Annotated in this window: 13 protein-coding genes; 9 read left to right on the top strand and 4 right to left on the bottom strand. The window is 43.3% G+C overall.

All coding sequences use genetic code 11. The features are described 5' to 3' along the window. Positions 1 to 393: 393 nt before the first annotated feature. Together AYK67_RS15260 and AYK67_RS15255 are read right to left on the bottom strand one after the other, a co-directional pair. On the bottom strand, positions 394 to 1,719 hold the full coding sequence (locus AYK67_RS15260) for a type II toxin-antitoxin system HipA family toxin (RefSeq protein WP_082735868.1): 1,326 nt from the start codon (positions 1,717 to 1,719) through the stop codon (positions 394 to 396). Further along, entirely contained in the window at positions 1,716 to 2,012 is a 297-nt protein-coding gene (locus AYK67_RS15255; protein ID WP_068088797.1) for a helix-turn-helix domain-containing protein, read from the bottom strand. The genes AYK67_RS15260 and AYK67_RS15255 overlap by 4 nt, the downstream gene beginning before the upstream one ends. Positions 2,013 to 3,220: 1,208 nt before the next feature. On the opposite strand from AYK67_RS15255, the gene AYK67_RS15245 reads away from it, so the two are divergent. The 5 genes from AYK67_RS15245 (at position 3,221) to AYK67_RS15225 (ending at position 8,012) form a co-directional block, all read left to right on the top strand. Then, positions 3,221 to 4,276 carry a mandelate racemase/muconate lactonizing enzyme family protein gene (locus tag AYK67_RS15245; RefSeq protein ID WP_068088793.1) on the top strand — a complete coding sequence of 352 codons (1,056 nt, stop codon included), beginning with the start codon at positions 3,221 to 3,223 and terminating at the stop codon, positions 4,274 to 4,276. Positions 4,277 to 4,332: 56 nt separating this feature from the next. Then, positions 4,333 to 5,331, top strand: a complete 999-nt coding sequence (locus AYK67_RS15240; RefSeq protein WP_068088790.1) for a TRAP transporter substrate-binding protein — start codon at positions 4,333 to 4,335, stop codon at positions 5,329 to 5,331. 24 nt (positions 5,332 to 5,355) lie between these two features. Next, positions 5,356 to 5,931, top strand: coding sequence for a TRAP transporter small permease (locus tag AYK67_RS15235; RefSeq protein WP_068088788.1), 576 nt, complete (start codon positions 5,356 to 5,358; stop codon positions 5,929 to 5,931). Then, positions 5,928 to 7,214, top strand: a complete 1,287-nt coding sequence (locus tag AYK67_RS15230) for a TRAP transporter large permease (RefSeq protein ID WP_068088786.1) — start codon at positions 5,928 to 5,930, stop codon at positions 7,212 to 7,214. Before AYK67_RS15235 ends, AYK67_RS15230 begins: the two co-directional genes overlap by 4 nt. 75 nt (positions 7,215 to 7,289) lie before the next feature. After that, entirely contained in the window at positions 7,290 to 8,012 is a 723-nt protein-coding gene (locus AYK67_RS15225) for a FadR/GntR family transcriptional regulator (RefSeq protein WP_068088783.1), read from the top strand. A 478-nt stretch (positions 8,013 to 8,490) separates the two neighbouring features. Here the strand turns inward: AYK67_RS15225 and AYK67_RS15220 are convergent, their stop codons facing one another. Both AYK67_RS15220 and AYK67_RS15215 read right to left on the bottom strand, forming a co-directional pair. Then, on the bottom strand, positions 8,491 to 9,201 hold the full coding sequence (locus tag AYK67_RS15220; protein WP_068088776.1) for a GntR family transcriptional regulator: 711 nt from the start codon (positions 9,199 to 9,201) through the stop codon (positions 8,491 to 8,493). Positions 9,202 to 10,104: 903 nt separating this feature from the next. Continuing rightward, positions 10,105 to 10,824 carry an FCD domain-containing protein gene (locus AYK67_RS15215; protein ID WP_068088774.1) on the bottom strand — a complete coding sequence of 240 codons (720 nt, stop codon included), beginning with the start codon at positions 10,822 to 10,824 and terminating at the stop codon, positions 10,105 to 10,107. Between the two features lie 434 nt (positions 10,825 to 11,258). Here AYK67_RS15215 and AYK67_RS15210 point away from each other — a divergent pair, with 434 nt between their 5' ends. The 4 genes from AYK67_RS15210 to AYK67_RS15195 all read left to right on the top strand — a co-directional run bounded on the left by AYK67_RS15210 (position 11,259) and on the right by AYK67_RS15195 (position 16,740). Beyond that, positions 11,259 to 12,176, top strand: a complete 918-nt coding sequence (locus AYK67_RS15210) for an ROK family protein (RefSeq protein WP_068088772.1) — start codon at positions 11,259 to 11,261, stop codon at positions 12,174 to 12,176. Between the two features lie 1,180 nt (positions 12,177 to 13,356). Beyond that, the gene (locus AYK67_RS15205) at positions 13,357 to 14,277 is read left to right on the top strand and encodes an N-acetylneuraminate synthase family protein (protein ID WP_068088770.1); all 921 of its coding nucleotides are present in this window, start codon (positions 13,357 to 13,359) and stop codon (positions 14,275 to 14,277) included. Then, positions 14,278 to 15,432: an acylneuraminate cytidylyltransferase gene (locus AYK67_RS15200; RefSeq protein WP_068088768.1), complete on the top strand. Its 1,155-nt coding sequence runs from the start codon at positions 14,278 to 14,280 to the stop codon at positions 15,430 to 15,432. It begins immediately after the preceding gene. A 120-nt stretch (positions 15,433 to 15,552) separates the two neighbouring features. Continuing rightward, positions 15,553 to 16,740 carry a DUF6716 putative glycosyltransferase gene (locus AYK67_RS15195; protein WP_068088762.1) on the top strand — a complete coding sequence of 396 codons (1,188 nt, stop codon included), beginning with the start codon at positions 15,553 to 15,555 and terminating at the stop codon, positions 16,738 to 16,740. The last annotated feature ends 785 nt before the right edge of the window (positions 16,741 to 17,525 follow it).

Below are 17,525 nucleotides of genomic sequence, written 5' to 3'. Positions count from 1 at the left end.
GTGTTATTTATCGCCTAGGATTAAATTGACCCAGCAGTAACCCCTGTTGGTGAATTTTGACGAATATTCAAGAAGTGCCAGTTTGATGACTGTATCCAATCCGTGGTTGGTGGAACAAAGGTGCTTCACTTCAATCACCTCTTTGAGCTTCACGCCTGAATTGCGTTTAGGGAAACGCTATTGTGCCTGCAAACAACAGATGGAACCGGGCTAACCCTTTTTTAATGTTAGGGAGTATTTTTCGCAGCATGTTTTGGCTTGGGTGGCTTCTTACCAAGCTATTTGCGCATCGCTCCTTTCGCTTTATGTTGAGTGAACGAACCTAACTGTGAATAGATACGTGATGTTTTTATCCAAATTGCCGTAAACCCCCATCGTTCGGGGTGAGGGTAGTCATCTGCTCAAGGATGGTTTCAAACTCGGGCCAGACTGGTCAGGTAACACTGTGCTGCGCTCTGCTTGTCTAGAAGCACGGGGCCCATTTAAGGCGGTATCAACGGCATGAGCTCTTTGATTTGACAGGCCTGCTTCTTGTGCAAACTTTGGCCAGCCATCGACTGCGCAACGAACCTCATCAACGATTTGTTTCGCCTGCTTTTCAGCAATAGAGGCACTTTTGGCAACACGCATAATGTGTTCTTCACCAGGCTTTAAGCCCTCATTGGCGATCGAAGTGGTATGTTCACCATTAATCCCATCCGAGAGGGTTAAATCATAGGTAGGTGATAAATACCACTGGCCTGTGCCACCCATTAAAAAAGCATGGTTTTTTGCATGGTCATCTCTATTTTGAGCAAAAACATTAAAGACCATCCTTTTAAACATTTGCGATACTTCGCCCTGATCACGAGTCATCATTCTTGTTAGCTTGAGAAGCTCTGTGTAATCTAGCGTGGGAGCTGTATGCGCTGCGTTTACAAGCCCACTCGCAGTATGCATGTGTAGGCGTCCCGATGGCACGCGATCAAACCGTTTGGTGGCAAACAGTCTATTGCCCTTCGAGGTTTCAATAACGGTTGTATCAGCCATCTGCACTCCAGCGGCTTTTGCCATTAAAGCATAGGCGTGCTCTTCTACACCAATCTCATGGGGGTCATATTGGCTAGCAAACTTGACCATCCAGTGCTCATAGCCACAGGGCAGAGGCTTGCCAAAGTCCAAACGGACACCATCTGTTTCCCGGTTAATCCCAACCATAATTTTAGGGCGCGCCCCTCCTGAGCTGCCTTGAGCTTTTTGTAAAAAATCCAATTCAGCGCTTGGGATGTCTTGTTGGATTTTTTTAATTTCATCAGCGATCCAATCAAGATTAGATCGGCCCATGATCTGTTCATCACCTTCTAAAACAGGCTGATAGGTGAGTGCTCCCATACCACTTTCACCAACAGCAGCAAGCCGTTCGAGCGGTGAAAACCGGCGGTAATCAAACCCCATGTTCTGTAGTTTTTTATTGAGAAGTAGCCGTCCCCAGCCATCTGGCAGACTGTCGTTAAACAACCCATGTAGACCGCTAAATGGATCTTGAGTTGCTTGATGCAAACCTGGTTTGACAGGCAAATGAAAGGGAGAGATCAGTAGAGGCTTTTCAATGAAGTCATTTGAAAACTGAAAGTAGGCGCATCGCTCCTTTTTACTCCAAGCTAATTCACCCAGTTTTCTGAATTGTCCTTCAAGCTCTAAGCCAACGGATAATCGATTGATCTCTTGATGAACTTTCATTTTCGAACCCTTTTGCGTTCGCTATTTTCAACCACTTCCTCAATGCTACTGGGCTCCGGTGTTGGGAAAAGCATGTCAAATTCGTGATCTGCATCAAGGACAAAGGCGACGAGTAAAAAGGCCTCTAAAGCGCCTTTGCCTTCATTTTCCATCAAACGCAACGAGCTATAAGAAACACCACTTTTGGCAGCAAGCTCTCTTTGTGTGAGGTTTTCACGTATCCGGCGACGCTTGAGTCGTGCGCCGATCTCAAGCGTGACTTCTGACGGCGATTTTAACTTAAATGCTTCCATATTGGCATATATCTCGAATATTCCGCATTAATGCCATTATATTGTACATTATATTCAAAGGCAATTTATAAATAAGCATCTCTTTGAGTGTTGTCCAGTAATCATTCGGGCCTGTTTGATAGGATAGCAGAGGCGGTAAATTCTGGGGCTAGTAATTGATCCGGTAATCCCCCCAATCATTTTCTATCGTAGTTTTCATCACGAGATGACGAATCCATTCTTGAAAATATATTTTGTTAATTTATACTTGAAAACTGTTAGATTTAAGTTCTTATGTTTAATCAATATACTAGGTTTTTATTAGGATGAATTATCGAAAATCAAAATACGTTGTTTTAATTCTAGGCATACTTGTATTCATTATTGGCCTATTTTACTTTACTTTCATACGAAATAAAGCCAACGGTCTGGATGCAAGCATAAGGTCAAAAATCATAGAAGCGCAGCGCTCAGGAATACAGCATACAAATATTTCCAATATGATTTCTCGCTACTGCGGGAATGATTACGGTAAATTCTCAGTTATATTGAAAGAAAATGGCTTCGTTGAAAGTATAAAATCAAGAAACAGAAGTGATTTACTGGAGAAATACGAGGCAAATCAGTACAGTTTTTTTGCAAAAAACTTCCATATGAAAATGTATAGCTATTGGGAAGTGTGGGTAGAAGCTTATAGTACAAACAGTAAATCGTGCAATGTTGTCTCGTATTTAACTTACAGAGCGCTGTAGGTTTATTATCTTAATGTTTGTATAGCCAATTTAACCTGATTGAGGCCACAGTAGCACTTTGTGGGCGCACTTCAGCCCTCAAGCATTGTAGTTTTTCTCCGCCTAGCAAAAACGTAGAGACACAGTAAGCGAATGACGATTACACAGCGTTGTTGGTTAGGAAGAACAGCCCTAACACCACGTAAATAAAACAAGCTAACAACAGCGCAATAATAGCACCAGCTTATACCAACTTCAGACTCTATTAATGTTCTTAATGAGTTATTCAACAAACAAATAAATTACCTAATAAATCCTATTATATGTATTTATACACTAGTATCTCCCTGATAATCATGTGCTTATCAACCTCATTAGATAACTGCGAAGATAAATAAGCTAAATAAACGAACATCATTCGCGGTTTTCCAAAATCTCAATCGAGAAAAGTAACTGGTGAGCGTAATGGCAATACAAAACGTATAAGTTGATCATTTTATGATCCCACTCCCCACAGTACTGTCGGATTCTACCCATGGGATTATGACCCATTTTGGTATGGTGACTGTCCGCATTACCGACGATGAAGGCAATGAGGGGCTTGGTTATACCTACACAGTAAATGCCGGCTCAAAAGCTGTTGCTTGTTTGATTGAAGAAGATATTAAGCCAATTTTGCTTAATGCTGATGAAGATTGCATTGAAAACCTTTGGCAGAAAAGCTGGTGGCATCTGCATTTTGTGGGCCGCGGCGGTATTGCTGCATTTGCCATTGCAGCTGTTGATGTTGCCCTGTGGGATTTAAAAGCACGCAGCTTTAAAACTCCACTTTGGAAACTGATGGGTGGCAACAATCCTAAAGTTAAGGCCTATGCCGGCGGTATTGATTTGCAAATGCCGATTGACCAGTTGTTGCAACAAACACAAGACAATTTGGCAAAGGGCTTGAAAGCCATCAAAATGAAGGTTGGCCGTGAAAAGCTTTCCGAAGATATCGACCGGGTGCGCGCTGTACGTGAACTCATTGGCGACGATATCACCTTTATGGTTGATGCCAACATGATCTGGCCGGTAGATGTGGCCATTCAAGCGGCACGAAAAATGGCCGACTACAACATTCATTGGCTTGAAGAACCAACCAATCCGGATGACATTACAGGCTATGCCCGCATCCAGCGCGAGGGCGGTGTGCCAATTGCAGCCGGCGAGAACTTCCATAACCTTGAAGAGTTCCGCCATCTCATTAGTGCCGAGGGTGTTACCTTTGTAGAGCCGGACGTTGCCACTTGTGGTGGTATTACGCCATGGCTGAAAATCGCAAGACTGGCAGAATCCTACAATCTTCAAGTGACATCGCATGGCGTGCATGACCTGAACCTGCAGCTGTTGGCCGCGATACCGAATGGTAGCTTGCTGGAAATTCACGGCTTTGGCCTTGAGCGCTTCTTGAAAAACCCGATCACGTTTGTTGATGGCTACACCACAGCTTCTGAGCGCCCCGGTCACGGCGTAGAGCTCGATTTTGAACTGCTCGCCCAATACCAAACAAAATAAATAAAACAAATTTGCCTGCGGGTCCGGGAGACCCGCAGGTTCTAACGGAGGAAAAAATGAAGAAAATTCTCGCACTGGCACCAGCCCTATTAATGGCAACAACGGCCCTCAGCCAAGCCGCCGACTACACTTTATCTATGGCCCATGCGGCAATTGGTGAAGAAAACCCAATTAACCTTGCAGCGATCTACTTCAAGAACGAACTTGAAAAGCGCACCAATGGCCAGGTAGAAGTAACACTTTACCCAGGCGGACAAATGGGTAACGACCGTGAGCTGGTTGAACTGGTTCAAGATGGTACGCTTGATTTGGCGATGCCAACCGTTTCCAAGCTTGCGCCATGGGATAAAGCATTCTCAGCACCGGGTATTCCTTACATTTTCCCGGACCGGAATGTCGCCCTTGAAGTGCTCAATGGTGAATTCGGTGATTACTTGAACACACGTCTTGAGCCAATGGGCCTGACTTCTATTGGCTGGTTCGAAGGTGGTTTCCGCCAAATCACCAACAATGTGCGCCCAATCACCAAACCGGATGATTTGAAAGGCATTAAAATCCGCACGATGCCGGTTGATGCCCACATTGCCGTGTTCAAGCATTTGGGTGCCAACCCAACTCCAATGGCATTTTCCGAGCTATATTCGGCACTGCAACAAAAAGTTGTCGATGGTCAGGAAAACCCGCTCATCAACATCGTAGCGAACCGCATGTATGAAGTACAAGATTACGTTTCGCTAACAAACCACGTTTACAGTGCATACATTGTGTTGGCCAACCCGGAATCTATGGAAAATCTTCCAACAGAAATTCAGGGTGAAGTCAAAGCGACCTTGCAAGATGCGCTGCGCTACCAGCTTGATGTGATCGACAAGGAAGAAGCTGGCTACGTGAAACAAATCGAAGAAACCGGTACGAAAGTCAATGCGCTTTCTCCGCAGCAAATCGGTGCGTTCCAAGCCAAGATCTCTGAAATTGAAGGTGAGCTGGCTGCAATGATTGGCGAAGAAACCTACAAGGTTTTGAAAGATGCAGTCGCCAAGGCTTCTAGCAACTAAGAGCTGAAGAACAAAACGGGGGCCATGGTTAAAATATGGCCCCCTCTGGTCTTTTTCTCCAAAGAAAAGCAAGCGAGTTCTAACATGCGCTTTTTAAAACTACTTGATGAGAACCTGGAGAGGTGGTTCATTGCCGCCGCCATGGCCAGTATGGTTATTTTCATCGGCCTTCAGGTGTTTATGCGTTATGCCCTGCAAAATTCACTTGTCTGGTCGGAAGAATTTGTGCGCTGGACATTCATTTGGACAATCTGGATAGGTATTGCATACGCTTTCAAAACTAGACAACACATTCGCATAACGGTTGTGGTTGATTTGTTTTCAGACTTAAGAAAAACACAAATCAATATCGCTATTCAAATTGTTATGCTCCTGTTTTTCCTTTGGATCGGCTACTTGGGCTATGAGCAAGTCACCAAGCCTTTTATTTTGCGCCAAACCTCGGTTGTTATGAGCTGGCCAATTATTGGCGGACAAGTTGGCCAGGGCTGGATGTATGCAACGCTCCCCATTGGCTCAGCGCTTTCTGCCTACCGCTTATTGCAAAATATCCTGGAAGATTTGAAAAACATCCGTAACATGAAAGGTCAGGAACAATGAGCACGCTTGTCCTTTTTGGCGTTTTCTTCATCGCAATTATTCTGGGCACTCCCTTGGGGGTCTCAATCGGTCTGGCCACATTGGTGGTCATGGAGTTTGTTGCCGGTACGCCTAAATCAACACTGTTGATTAAAAATGCTATCGTTGGCGCCGATAATTTTCCCCTTGTTGCGGTGCCCATGTTTATTCTGGCAGGTGAAATCATGCTTGCCGGTGGTCTCTCCAAGCGCATTGTGGCTGCTGCCAACTCTTTGGTAGGTAATGTGCGCGCTGGCCTTGCCTATGTGAACGTGCTTTCCTCCATGTTCTTTGCGGCAATCTCCGGCTCATCGCCTGCCACAGTTGCCGCGATTGGCTCCAACATGATACCCGAGATGGAAAAACGCGGTTATCGGCGCGATTTTTCAGCGGCGCTCACAGCGGCCTCGGGCATGCTCGGTGTTATGATACCGCCTTCCATTCCCCTTATCATCTACGGTGTTACGGCCAATGTTTCCTTGGGAAGTTTGTTCCTAGCCGGTATCTTGCCCGGGATATTGTTTGGTCTTAGCTATATGGTAGTCGCCCGCCTGATTGTGCATAAAAACTATCAGGCCCCGACCCGGCTCCAGCAAGATGATAGCATCATGGAAGTTGGTGATGGCAAAAGCGGCATATGGGCGCTTATTGTTCCCGTCATCATTCTTGGTGGTATTTACGGCGGTGTTTTCACACCAACTGAAGCGGCAGGTGTTGCAGTTATTTACGCGTTGTTCGTCTCCATATTCATTTATAAGGAGATAAAACTACAGGATTTAACCGGAATTTTTGTCAAAAGCGGCATGGTTTCGGCAACAGTTATGATTATGGTGGTTATGGCCTTTGCGTTTGGCCGGTTGTTGACCATTCAGCAAGTTCCGGTACAATTGGCCGACTGGATTGCCGGCATTTCCAACAGCATGGTTGTGATTATGATGCTAGTGAATTTGCTGCTGCTTGTGGTGGGCATGTTTATGGAGCCGGTTGCAGCTATCATCATTCTGGCACCGATTTTACTCCCTGTTGTTGAAGCTGTTGGTATTGACCCGTTGCATTTTGGTATTATCATGACATGTAATCTTGCAATCGGTTTTTGTACGCCGCCCGTTGGTATCAACTTGTTTGTTGCAAGTACAATTTCGGAGGTCAAAGTTGAAGCTATCATCAAGAAAGTTATACCCTTCTTGTTTGCAATGCTTGTGTCGATGGCTCTGATTACATATGTACCAACCATATCAACTTTCCTGCCATCTCTTGCGCAGTGATTTCGGTTGAAATCTGATAGTAATGCAAAGGCCCCTATCTTATGGGGGGCTTTTCCGTAGTAAACAGGCCTTATTGTGGTTCGACCAGCGAAACTCTCTCACAAAGTATACCAGGAAATTGCAGGGCTCATTGATGCAGGAGAGTTCCCGGAAGGGTTAAAACTGCCGACCGAAATAGAGCTTAGCCAGCAATTTGGCGTTTCCAGATCGGTTATCCGCCGTGTAATGGAGCAGTTGCGCGATAATGGTCGTATTGAAACCATTCGCGGCTCGGGAAGTTTCGTTATCAAAGGGCGTGCGGGCGAGAATGTTGTCCAAACGCCGCTTGGCCCCATTCATGACTTTCAAATCACCGGCATGAGCGATGTTTTAAAGTGCCATGAAGCCCGTATGTTATTTGAAGGTGAAATGGCAGCACTCGCGGCGCAGCGCTGGGAACCAAGCGACATGGAAGCAATGGAAGCCGCACTGGCCCAAATTGTGAAAGACGGGCCGCACTCTTTGGGCACTGTTGAGGATGACCTTGATTTTCACCGTGCCATTATGAAAGCTTCTAAAAACGAATTTGCAGTTGCTATTTTCGAAGCGATACAGCCGCAGATACTAATAGGTATCAACCTTGTACGGGGCCTTTATAATTTGCTGCCGAATGTTGCTGTCGAAAAGGGACTCAAAGAGCATCGCCACGTGCTGGAGGCCATTCGCTCACGCGATCCTGAACTTGCCAGAGAGGCCATGCGCGGTCACATTACCTTCTTCGAGGACGATATTCGCAGCAAAGCAAAAATCGGGCTTTAATGGATATTCTGTTTTCGTAAGTGTGACGAAACATATGTAAAGATTGCGAGTCAAGGGAAATGCTAGTATCGGATCATTGATAAGCGTGGCGATACGATTGTTTTCTGTTTAATTCCAAAAGTGGCAGAAAAACGGCAAACGCTTGCTTGCCGGAGCCTTGAGGCGCTCAAAGCAAACTGAAATCGCGATCAAGCCGATACAGGATTTTAAGTCCCTACAGACCGAAGCTACAAGCCTTAAGGGCTTTGAAATTATGCGCATGTTTACGAAGGGCAAGCGTCATGACTGGATCCAATCAGTGGAACGGAAGTGCCCTCCATCCCCACTTCTATGAACTCCGAGCCTGAATTGCTCCTTAGATAAACTATATGTTCCTACATACAACAGGATCACTACAGTTTTTTCCTCCTAAGAGCCTCAGACCCCAAGCACGATGCAGAAACACTTTCCGTAGCAATCAAAAATTAAAAATAAACTGTCAGTCGAGATGTTTTATACTACTCGTATGCTTTGATAAAGCTTCTTGTGCGCGGTCTTTTAACTCTGTAATATAAGCGCTGAGAGCTTCTTCTCCTTGGTTAACATTGTTTTCCATTATAGCATCCATGATTTTACAGTTTAAATCTAGTATAACTTCTGGGATGAAGAAATGGGGCTCAATACAAGCAATGTACTTTTCGCACTGATCCAGTAATATACCAAGAAACTTCTTTTGCCAAACTGAGTTGCTTCCACTAATCATGGTCTTGTGAAAGCGACGGTTCATCTGTAACCATTCGCTCCAAAAGTTACGGCGAGACATTTGCCATAGGTCTTCTATTTTTAAAAGCTCTTGGTAGGCAATTCTAACTTCCTCACGCCATTCGGGGTCATTTTGCATCATTGCCAGGCGCAATGCAGCTGCTTGCAATAAACATCGCTGATCTAGGATATCGTGTGCATCCGTAACTGTTAATTCAGGCAGATAAAACCCTCGATGACTTTGAGTCGCGACAAGCCCTTCTGCAACCAGTCTTGATAAGGCTTCACGCATTGGTGTCGGACCGATATCGAATGCGTTACACATCTCCCGAATTCGTAACTTCTGCCCTGGTTTCAACTCAGCTATTAAAATGCTAGTTCTAAGTTTAGAGTAGGCTATATCTATTAGAGAAGCGCCTTGCTGCTCGTTACTACTATGCTGCTTCATCTTCAAATCAATGCATCTGCTTGTATAGTTGAATACTCGTCAATGTCTCGAATCAAGTAACTTGTATTCACATAATTTCTATTCAATTAAACGACGTAGTGTCTCTTCATATCAGTAATAATATATAAGTTATCAATTTATATCAATAGTTGTATTAATTAATCAGTGATTACATAAAATTGCATTTGATTTAATCGGGTTGGATTTTTAGGCTTGCGAATGGCAAAGGTTTAATCCTAAGTTTATCGAGCTTAGGCTTTTTGCTGTGTTTGCAACCTTGTTATATCATTTTTTAAATTGCCTAAGTACATATATAATCTACAGGATGTTACCAACTTAACCTGATTGAGATCACAACAGACCTAACGGTGGGAAATAAGGCGTCAAGCATTGCGCCTTAGCTCCAGCTAGCGAAAGCGTTGAGGCACTGCGCACAAATATCGATTGTACTAGGTTGGTGACGAGGGGAAACGAAATGATTGCGATGCTGCGATATGGCTGATGGAAACCTTTTAAGCTGGCCCGGAAACTAGAACTACCGCATGGATTGCTCGCGTAATCGCTAGGTAAAATGTACTTTTCTGTACGATTATTGAGGCCTTTGTGGCTGCTGTGCTCTACCTTTCAGCCCCACGCAGGTTGAGTGAAAAGCTATGGTAAAGCCAAACCAGAGAACGATAATCTGAGGTGGAAAACAATGAAGCTTGTAGATAATCCTAGACTTTGTCATAGACAAGCCAATAGATAATCAATCTGATCCAAAATTTAACTGGCAGCACCACTTTGCGTTAGGTTATTAATTGCCAATCGTGTTCTACCGACAGCTTGAAAAATTGAGGCATGGTCACCCCACATTTCTTAGGTTTGTCCAAAATATAAGTATGCTCGTTTTATGCGGATTACTTATGCTTTTAAAGGTGTTGGAGCCAAAAGGCGGGCTCGATAAGAACGTTCTAAGTGTTTACGCATCAGCTCGGAAGCTTCAATTCCATTACCATTTAAAATAGCTTCATACATAGCTAGATGCTCTTGATAAACAACGCGCTCGTGTTCTAGGCGTGCATCCCCCTCGGGCCGTGAGGCGATCATTTTTTCTAAAAAATTATCATAAACGGCTAGAATAAACGGATTGCTGACGACCTCAATAATCGCACGGTGAAAAGCTACATCAGTCTTAACAAAGTTGTCATTACCTAATGCCTGATAGTTTTCCTCTAGAGCTTGTTTTATGCGAGCGATTTGCAAGTTCGTTGCTCGCCCTGTAACTTCTCTGATCGCACCGCATTCCAAAAATAAACGTAACTGCTCTAATTGCGCAGCAGCTTCTGATTGGCCAACAATATTTGTCATTAGCTCTGTAATTGATTTAACTACAGTTTCAAGTGATGGCTTGGTAACCCTAGGTCGCCGACCAGAGCCTACGTCCATATAACCCTTTAGTTGTAATGTTAGTAATGCTTCTCTTACTACTGTTCTGGAAGCATCAAAACGTTCACATAGTTCGCGCTCTGTAGGCATAGGGTGCCCGTCCGCTAACAAGTTATTATTAATATCACTAATCAAGGCTGCAACGATACTTCCAGAGGCACGTGTGCTTTCACCTTGTTCTTGTTTTTCTATCATTTGAAGCCCTTTTTAATCGCAATCATTTTATTAAAACAGTTGATGCAATTCTTTGTTATATTTGTACAACAAACTCACCATTTTGTACAACCGTACCTCTTCATAAAAAAAAATCCTTCATGTGACAAAATAGCTGTTGTTAATATCAACACGTTACGAATTGTAGTACAAATATATTCATTTTGTATGCTAAAAGATTATAGTTGTGAACTGTCGCCCTATCTTTGCGTGTTCAAATTCTTTCGGGTAAGCCTTTATCGGCTTTGTCATCCCCCGAAACTTGCTTTTTGGATCCCCAATCCTCCCTAGTAACACTGGGGTTAAACACAAAGAGCAAGAGTTCCCTGCCTTCGTCAAGATACAGCTTGGCGAGGTCATAGGGAACATATAATCTGGCAAACAAAGAAGGCGAGCAAAATATATGGTGATTGGCAATGGAAGCAAATAACGGGCAGCTTAAACTCGGTATAGACTGGGGGGGCACAAAGCTGGAAATCATCGCTCTTTCCTCACATGGAGAGGAGTTGTTTCGTAAGCGCGTTCCAACACCGAAAGGTGACTACAATCAAGCGATTGCCGAGGTCTGTGGCCTAGTGGAAGCAGCTGAGAGCTATTGCAAGGCAGAAGGCACCTTAGGGCTAGGTATTCCCGGCTCGATATCGCCCTCATCCGGTCTCGTCAAAAATGCCAATACAACATGGTTGAACGGTAAGCCACTAGATAAAGACTTGGCGCAGGCACTAAGCCGCGAGGTCCGTATTCAAAACGACGCCAATTGTATGGCGGTATCTGAGGCCACCGATGGTGCTGGTGCCGGCTTTCATGTAGTTCATGCAATTATTATTGGCACTGGTTGTGGTTCCGGTATCGTTGTTGGTGGCAAGGTATTGCGCGGTGCCAATGGCATCTCAGGGGAATGGGGCAGCACCTCGTTACCTTGGCTGCGTGAAGATGAATTCCCTGGTCCGACAAACTGGACAAATGCCAACAGCCCTATCGATTTGCTATGTTCGGGAACAGGTCTACGCTGGGACTATGAGCACAACTATGGCAAACACTTGAGCGGCCAAGAAATTATTGCTGCAATGGAATCTGGTGAGGCAGCAGCAACAGCTACCTATCAACGTTATGTAAGCCGCCTTGCCCGCGCCTTGGCCATGTCTGCCAACCTTATTGACCCAGATTGTTTTGTTCTTGCGGGCGGTATGTCTAATGTCGGTCGGTTATATGAGGATCTGCCAAAAGCAATGCGCCCTTACATCATGTCGGATGGTTACGCAGTGACAATTCGTAAGGCGAAACATGGTGACAGCTCTGGGGTACGGGGTGCCGCTTGGCTTTGGAATGATTAGAATTACTCAATTTTAGTATCCTAAAGTTAACTGTTTCAACCATGGCTTAGTCAAAGCAGTAGCCCTTAACCTTCTAGGAAGGAGTTTTGCTTTGTTTCTTCAATCGCTTTGATAGATGTCGAGGCAATACAGGCTCCTCCTGTCACTGTGAGAGATGGGTAGTCAATCGTCAGCACCGCTTAAGTGCTGTTAGTGCCAGGCTTTCTTCAAACGGTTGCTGGTACGACAGAATGAAACAACCTGTTACATCTCACCCATAACGCGTGCGTATTCTATAAAAACATCTTTTGCCCAAAAAAGAAGATCGGTGCAAATGGCAAAAGCACGAGCAAGGTTACTCTATACCAAGTAAGCAAAGATAGATATCGATCTCGGTTCTAGCGTCCGCCTTATCTTTGCTTTTCATTAGACATGATTTGCATGTGTTTGCTAGGAAACATTTCCTCGTACCAAGCTAGGAAGTGTTGGAGCACTTGGGGAAAAGCGAAAGGACCTTTGATAAATAAAACGGACGGACTTTATAGGGTGAGCAAATTTTACACAAAAATTTAAACAAGAAATGGTGTAGTTATTGAAGCAAGCGGCGGCTACGTTAATGAAATAGCAGTGAATTTTGAGGTGGCATGTACCAGCCTGAAGCTATGGCTTCTTTAGCTGAGGGAGTACGACTTGCTAGATGATCCGCTTGAGTAGGTCAGCAAAAAGTAGCCCGATTGCACAATAAAGATAAACTTTTGCGTTAGTTGTAGTGGTTATTTTACTTGGTAGAAGGGCCCAGACAAGAACGGCCGGGAGAAGACATGGTGCTCCTAGTTCATATCAAGGGTAGGTTAGAATCTTCAAACAGAACTCATGGCGCGTAACACTTTACCGCTGATCTTTCAAAGGAAGGTTCGACCGTCGGTAGGCATCATGTGCCCACCTAATGCATGATAATTGTCTGAGGTGAGTACACTTAAAATGTATCCTCAAAAGGTTCTAGATAAGTCACAAATTCCAAGAATATGTAATACATTTTTTAGAAATAATTGCATTTTCTAGCCTCTTGATAGACACTACAATAATACAGCATTTCAAATGGGGATAAGATAATATATCTATCGATTATAACTATTAACTTAAAGTAGCGGGCACTATAAAATTTTACAGTATATAGTGATACTTTAAAGGACGCTTAGTAATGGTAAAAGTAATTGCAGAAATTGGATGCAATTATATGGGTAGCATGGATATTGCTAAGGAGCTCATTCAAGTTGCCGCACATGTATGTAAAGCCGATGTAGCGAAATTTCAAAAACGAAGCCCCAAAGAGCTTCTAACGACTGAAGAGTATAATGCACCACATCCAGTTCCTGCAAATGCGTATGGAGCAACATATGGTGAGCATCGAGAATTCCTTGAACTGAATGCGGGTCAACATAAAGAACTAGCAGAAGAATGTCGCATAAATGGTATTGAGTATTCAACATCTGTTTGGGACATGACATCAGCCATTGAAATCGCTGCTCTGAAGCCATCGTTGATTAAAATTCCTTCGGCAACTAATCAGCATTATGCTCTGCAAGATTACTTGTGCAAAAACTATGATGGTGAAATTCACGTTTCGACTGGTATGACCACGAAAGATGAAATCGATAGGATGATCAAATTCTACGAGGATCGTGGCCGCGCCAAAGACCTAGTAGTTTATGCTTGTACATCGGGCTATCCAGTCGCTTTTGAAGATATCTGTCTGTATGAAATCACTGCATTGCAAGAGCAGTATGGAGAACGGATTAAATCAATTGCATTTTCTGGACATCATTTAGGCATTGCAGCAGATGTGGCTGCTCTTGCGCTTGGTCTCTCTAATAGAGAGCGCCTTGGTTATGGCGACTTCGGTTACATTGAGCGCCACTTCACTCTTGATCGCACATGGAAAGGCACGGACCACGCGGCAAGTTTAGAACCAGATGGAATGCGCAAATTGTGTCGTGATCTAAAAAACATAACTAAATCCCTGAGCTTCAAAAAAACAGAATTATTAGATGTTGAGATTGTACAGCGCAATAAATTGAAATGGCGTGAAGAAAAGCATGGTAAGCTTAAAGAGATAGCATAAATGAGTGTAATAGCGATTGTGCCTGCACGCGGGGGGTCCGTTGGACTCCCCCGCAAAAATATTTTACCTTTTCATGGTGTGCCTTTAGTTGCAAGAACAGTTAAGGCAGCGATTGGGGCTAAAAAAGTTGATCGAGTACTCGTTTCTAGTGACAGTTTAGAAATACTTGCTGCTGCTGAGGCTGCCGGAGCCGAGCCAATCTTGCGTCCAAAAGCAATCTCTGATTCTCATGCTAGTTCAGAGTCTGCACTTGAGCATGCCTTGATAAACATAGAGGCATCGGAAAACGACACTCTGGTTTTTTTGCAATGTACATCGCCTTTTACATCTTCAGATGAAATCGACACGGTTGTTTCTGCACTTGATAAGCCAAACGTCCATTCCGCGTTTAGTGCCTCAGAGGACCATGGTTTCATTTGGGAAGTGGGTGAAGCTGGTCTCGCAGAAGGCGTTACTCACGATCACACGAAACAACGTCAGCTTCGTCAAGAAATGACACCACGCTACAGAGAAAACGGCGCAATTTATGCAGCAAATGTTGGAAAATTCCTAGCCGCTAAAAATCGTTTTTGTGGGAATACGGTCCTAGTTCCCGTATCAAGTCCTAGCCTAGAAATTGATACACCTGAAGATTGGCAAATAGCAGACGCCGTTTATGGGGCCATTTCTTATTCGCAAAAAATGGCTTCTGTTGATAGCAGTTTGATTAAAGCCGTGATCACAGATTTTGATGGTGTCCATACTGATGACAGTGTTTATGTGGATCAAGAAGGCATAGAAGTCGTTAAATGCAGTCGCTCTGACGGTTTTGGTTTAGAAATACTTCGTAAAAATGGCTTGAAATTACTGGTCTTGTCTAAAGAATCTAATCCAGTAGTACAGGCTAGAGCTGCAAAACTAAAAATGGAAGTATTGCAAAATATTGGCGATAAGGTTTCGACACTTGATAAATGGCTGAAATCTAACAATTTGCAATGGTGCGACGTTGCATATATTGGTAATGATTTGAACGATTTAGGTTGTATTCAAAAGGCCGGCCTAGGCTTTGCACCTGCCAATGCTGTTGAAGCCGTCAAAAGTGCAGCAGATGTTTGCTTGATATCAAAAGGAGGGCAAGGTGCTCTAAGAGAGATGGCAAATATATTAATAGATTGAGACAAAGTAATTTTGCCATTAAATCACTATCTGCCCCTTTAATTCAAGATAATGCTAGTGTTAATGGGCCATGCTTAATATACTGGAATTCAAAAGCATGGTTCATTAATAAAAAAGCCTATGAAAAAAGTAATACTAATTGCAGCCTTTGACTCACAACTAAAATGGTGCAAAAAAATTAGTGATGAGTTCGAAAATCGTAACTACCAATGCAGAATTATTATTCCGAAAATACGATCAGCTTTATCAGAAAAGCAAATACACGATGCTGGATTTTCTGATGTAGAAAGAGTAAGTTGGAATGAAACAGTATCAATCGCAACAAATGCGGATATTGTTGTCACTGCCTTATCTGGCCCAAAAGTTATTGAGTTTCTTTTTAAGATATCTGATTACTATAATAATAGAAATGAATTATCACCAATTATAATTAGTGGATGGGTTGGTGTAATTTTTGAGAAACAGATTGAAGGTTACCTTGATCGTTTTGCTTGCGATATTGTTGTTGTGAATTCTGTAGATGATTACAATAACTTCAAAGAGATAGCATGGCGTCTTAATTTACCCGAAGAACCTCTTACCTTAGCTGGTTTGCCGTTTTTACCTTCTTACCCTTTGCAAGGTAAAGAAAAGCCAATACAAAGGGTCCTGTTTGCTGATCAACCAACAGTACCGTCTATGAAAAAAGAAAGATTGTACTTGTATGATAAGCTAATTGCATACGCACAAGCTTATCCAGATCGTGAAGTTATACTCAAGCCCAGACACAAAAAGGGAGAAGATACTTTTCACAAGATGGCTTTCCATCCAGAAGACTTAATAGATACGAAAAGAATACCTAAAAATTTTAAAATCGATTACACGCCAATATCTGAAATTTTGCATACTGTTGATTTACTCATAACAATGAGCTCTACTGCAAGTCTTGAAGCAATTGCATCAGGATGTCGTGTTGCTTTGCCTTTGGACCTTGGCGTTAATGAAAAATATGGGAACCATGTTTTTTTAAATAGCGGTCTTTTAAAGTCTTTCTCTCAAATTAGCAAAGATGATATAGGAAACGTGACTACAGAATTTTTAAATAACTACTTTTTAAAAAAAGAGCAGAACTCCTATGAAATCATAGTGGATAAATGTGAAGTACTTCTAGAAAGCGATATGCGGTACTCAAAAAAGGCTTGGTCTACAGATTACTTTTTAAACAGAAGAAAATCGTCCTTAGGCATTGAAATAATAAAAAATAAAATGAAACAACAGAAATGGAAGATGGTTTTTAAATACATAGGTAAAAAATTGTACATTCTATGAGTTGACAATTACTCTATTTGTACTCAGCATTGTCAACTTAACCTTATTGAGGTCTCAGTAGAGCTTTCATGGCGCACTTCAGGCATGGCGGCTTTGCACCACTTAGCCGAAGGGTTGACACAGCATTGGTGAAAACCAATTACACAGCCTTGGTGGCGAGGGAAAACGATAAGTTTACGCAGGCCAGCAAACTTTGCAGTTGAACTGCAGCAAGACCCGTTCTCGGAATCAAAATAAATTAAGAATTTTCTCAGGAGAATAAAGACCCTTTTGTCTTGGTTATTCAACTGCTACCATAACATTGTGCTTTGTGTGGTAGTTCATGAAGAAAAGCTTTACTAATCGTACCTCCCCCACTTTTTGATGTTCATATAGGCCCCATCGGAAGGTTTCTTTGTTAAAGCACGCTACGAAAGAACGAACAAAGAACAATTTCAATGTTCAGTTTCTCTCATCAACCTGTAAGCCGTTGACCTGCCTATTCTAAGGTGTTTTGCCGCTTGAGGGGTCGATGTACCAGCCTTAACAAGGTTTTGAACCGCTGAGCTTGTTTCTGGTTTTAGCGGTGGGCGGCCTGGGGTCTGTCCGTGTTTTCTGGCCGCTGCCAGTCCGTCTTGGACTTGCTTAAGAATAGTGGAGAGCTTCTGTCTCAATTTTTCTACGTTGTCTCTCGAACGCGCTTGGCGATATGTAATGATGTGCTCCCTGAAAAGTCCCTCGATTTGAGTTAGAATTTTCTGTGACGAATTTCCTGGCTGGGAAGGAGCAGAATATGAAAGCATCGA

The organism is Polycladidibacter stylochi, assembly GCF_001562055.1.
GTDB lineage: Bacteria > Pseudomonadota > Alphaproteobacteria > Rhizobiales > Stappiaceae > Pseudovibrio > Pseudovibrio stylochi.
The sequence above is the reverse complement of the archived record's forward strand: the minus strand, read 5'-3'. Positions and strand labels throughout refer to the sequence as shown.

Bases quoted from the DNA above. Each gene is read 5' to 3' on its own strand.
- AYK67_RS15245 (WP_068088793.1), top strand. From the start codon at position 3,221: ATGATCCCACTCCCCACAGTACTGTCGGATTCTACCCATGGGATTATG.
- AYK67_RS15215 (WP_068088774.1), bottom strand. From the start codon at position 10,824: ATGATAGAAAAACAAGAACAAGGTGAAAGCACACGTGCCTCTGGAAGT.
- AYK67_RS15205 (WP_068088770.1), top strand. From the start codon at position 13,357: ATGGTAAAAGTAATTGCAGAAATTGGATGCAATTATATGGGTAGCATG.
- AYK67_RS15260 (WP_082735868.1), bottom strand. From the start codon at position 1,719: ATGAAAGTTCATCAAGAGATCAATCGATTATCCGTTGGCTTAGAGCTT.
- AYK67_RS15200 (WP_068088768.1), top strand. From the start codon at position 14,278: ATGAGTGTAATAGCGATTGTGCCTGCACGCGGGGGGTCCGTTGGACTC.
- AYK67_RS15210 (WP_068088772.1), top strand. From the start codon at position 11,259: ATGGAAGCAAATAACGGGCAGCTTAAACTCGGTATAGACTGGGGGGGC.
- AYK67_RS15235 (WP_068088788.1), top strand. From the start codon at position 5,356: ATGGTTAAAATATGGCCCCCTCTGGTCTTTTTCTCCAAAGAAAAGCAA.
- AYK67_RS15195 (WP_068088762.1), top strand. From the start codon at position 15,553: ATGAAAAAAGTAATACTAATTGCAGCCTTTGACTCACAACTAAAATGG.
- AYK67_RS15230 (WP_068088786.1), top strand. From the start codon at position 5,928: ATGAGCACGCTTGTCCTTTTTGGCGTTTTCTTCATCGCAATTATTCTG.
- AYK67_RS15255 (WP_068088797.1), bottom strand. From the start codon at position 2,012: ATGGAAGCATTTAAGTTAAAATCGCCGTCAGAAGTCACGCTTGAGATC.
- AYK67_RS15240 (WP_068088790.1), top strand. From the start codon at position 4,333: ATGAAGAAAATTCTCGCACTGGCACCAGCCCTATTAATGGCAACAACG.
- AYK67_RS15220 (WP_068088776.1), bottom strand. From the start codon at position 9,201: ATGAAGCAGCATAGTAGTAACGAGCAGCAAGGCGCTTCTCTAATAGAT.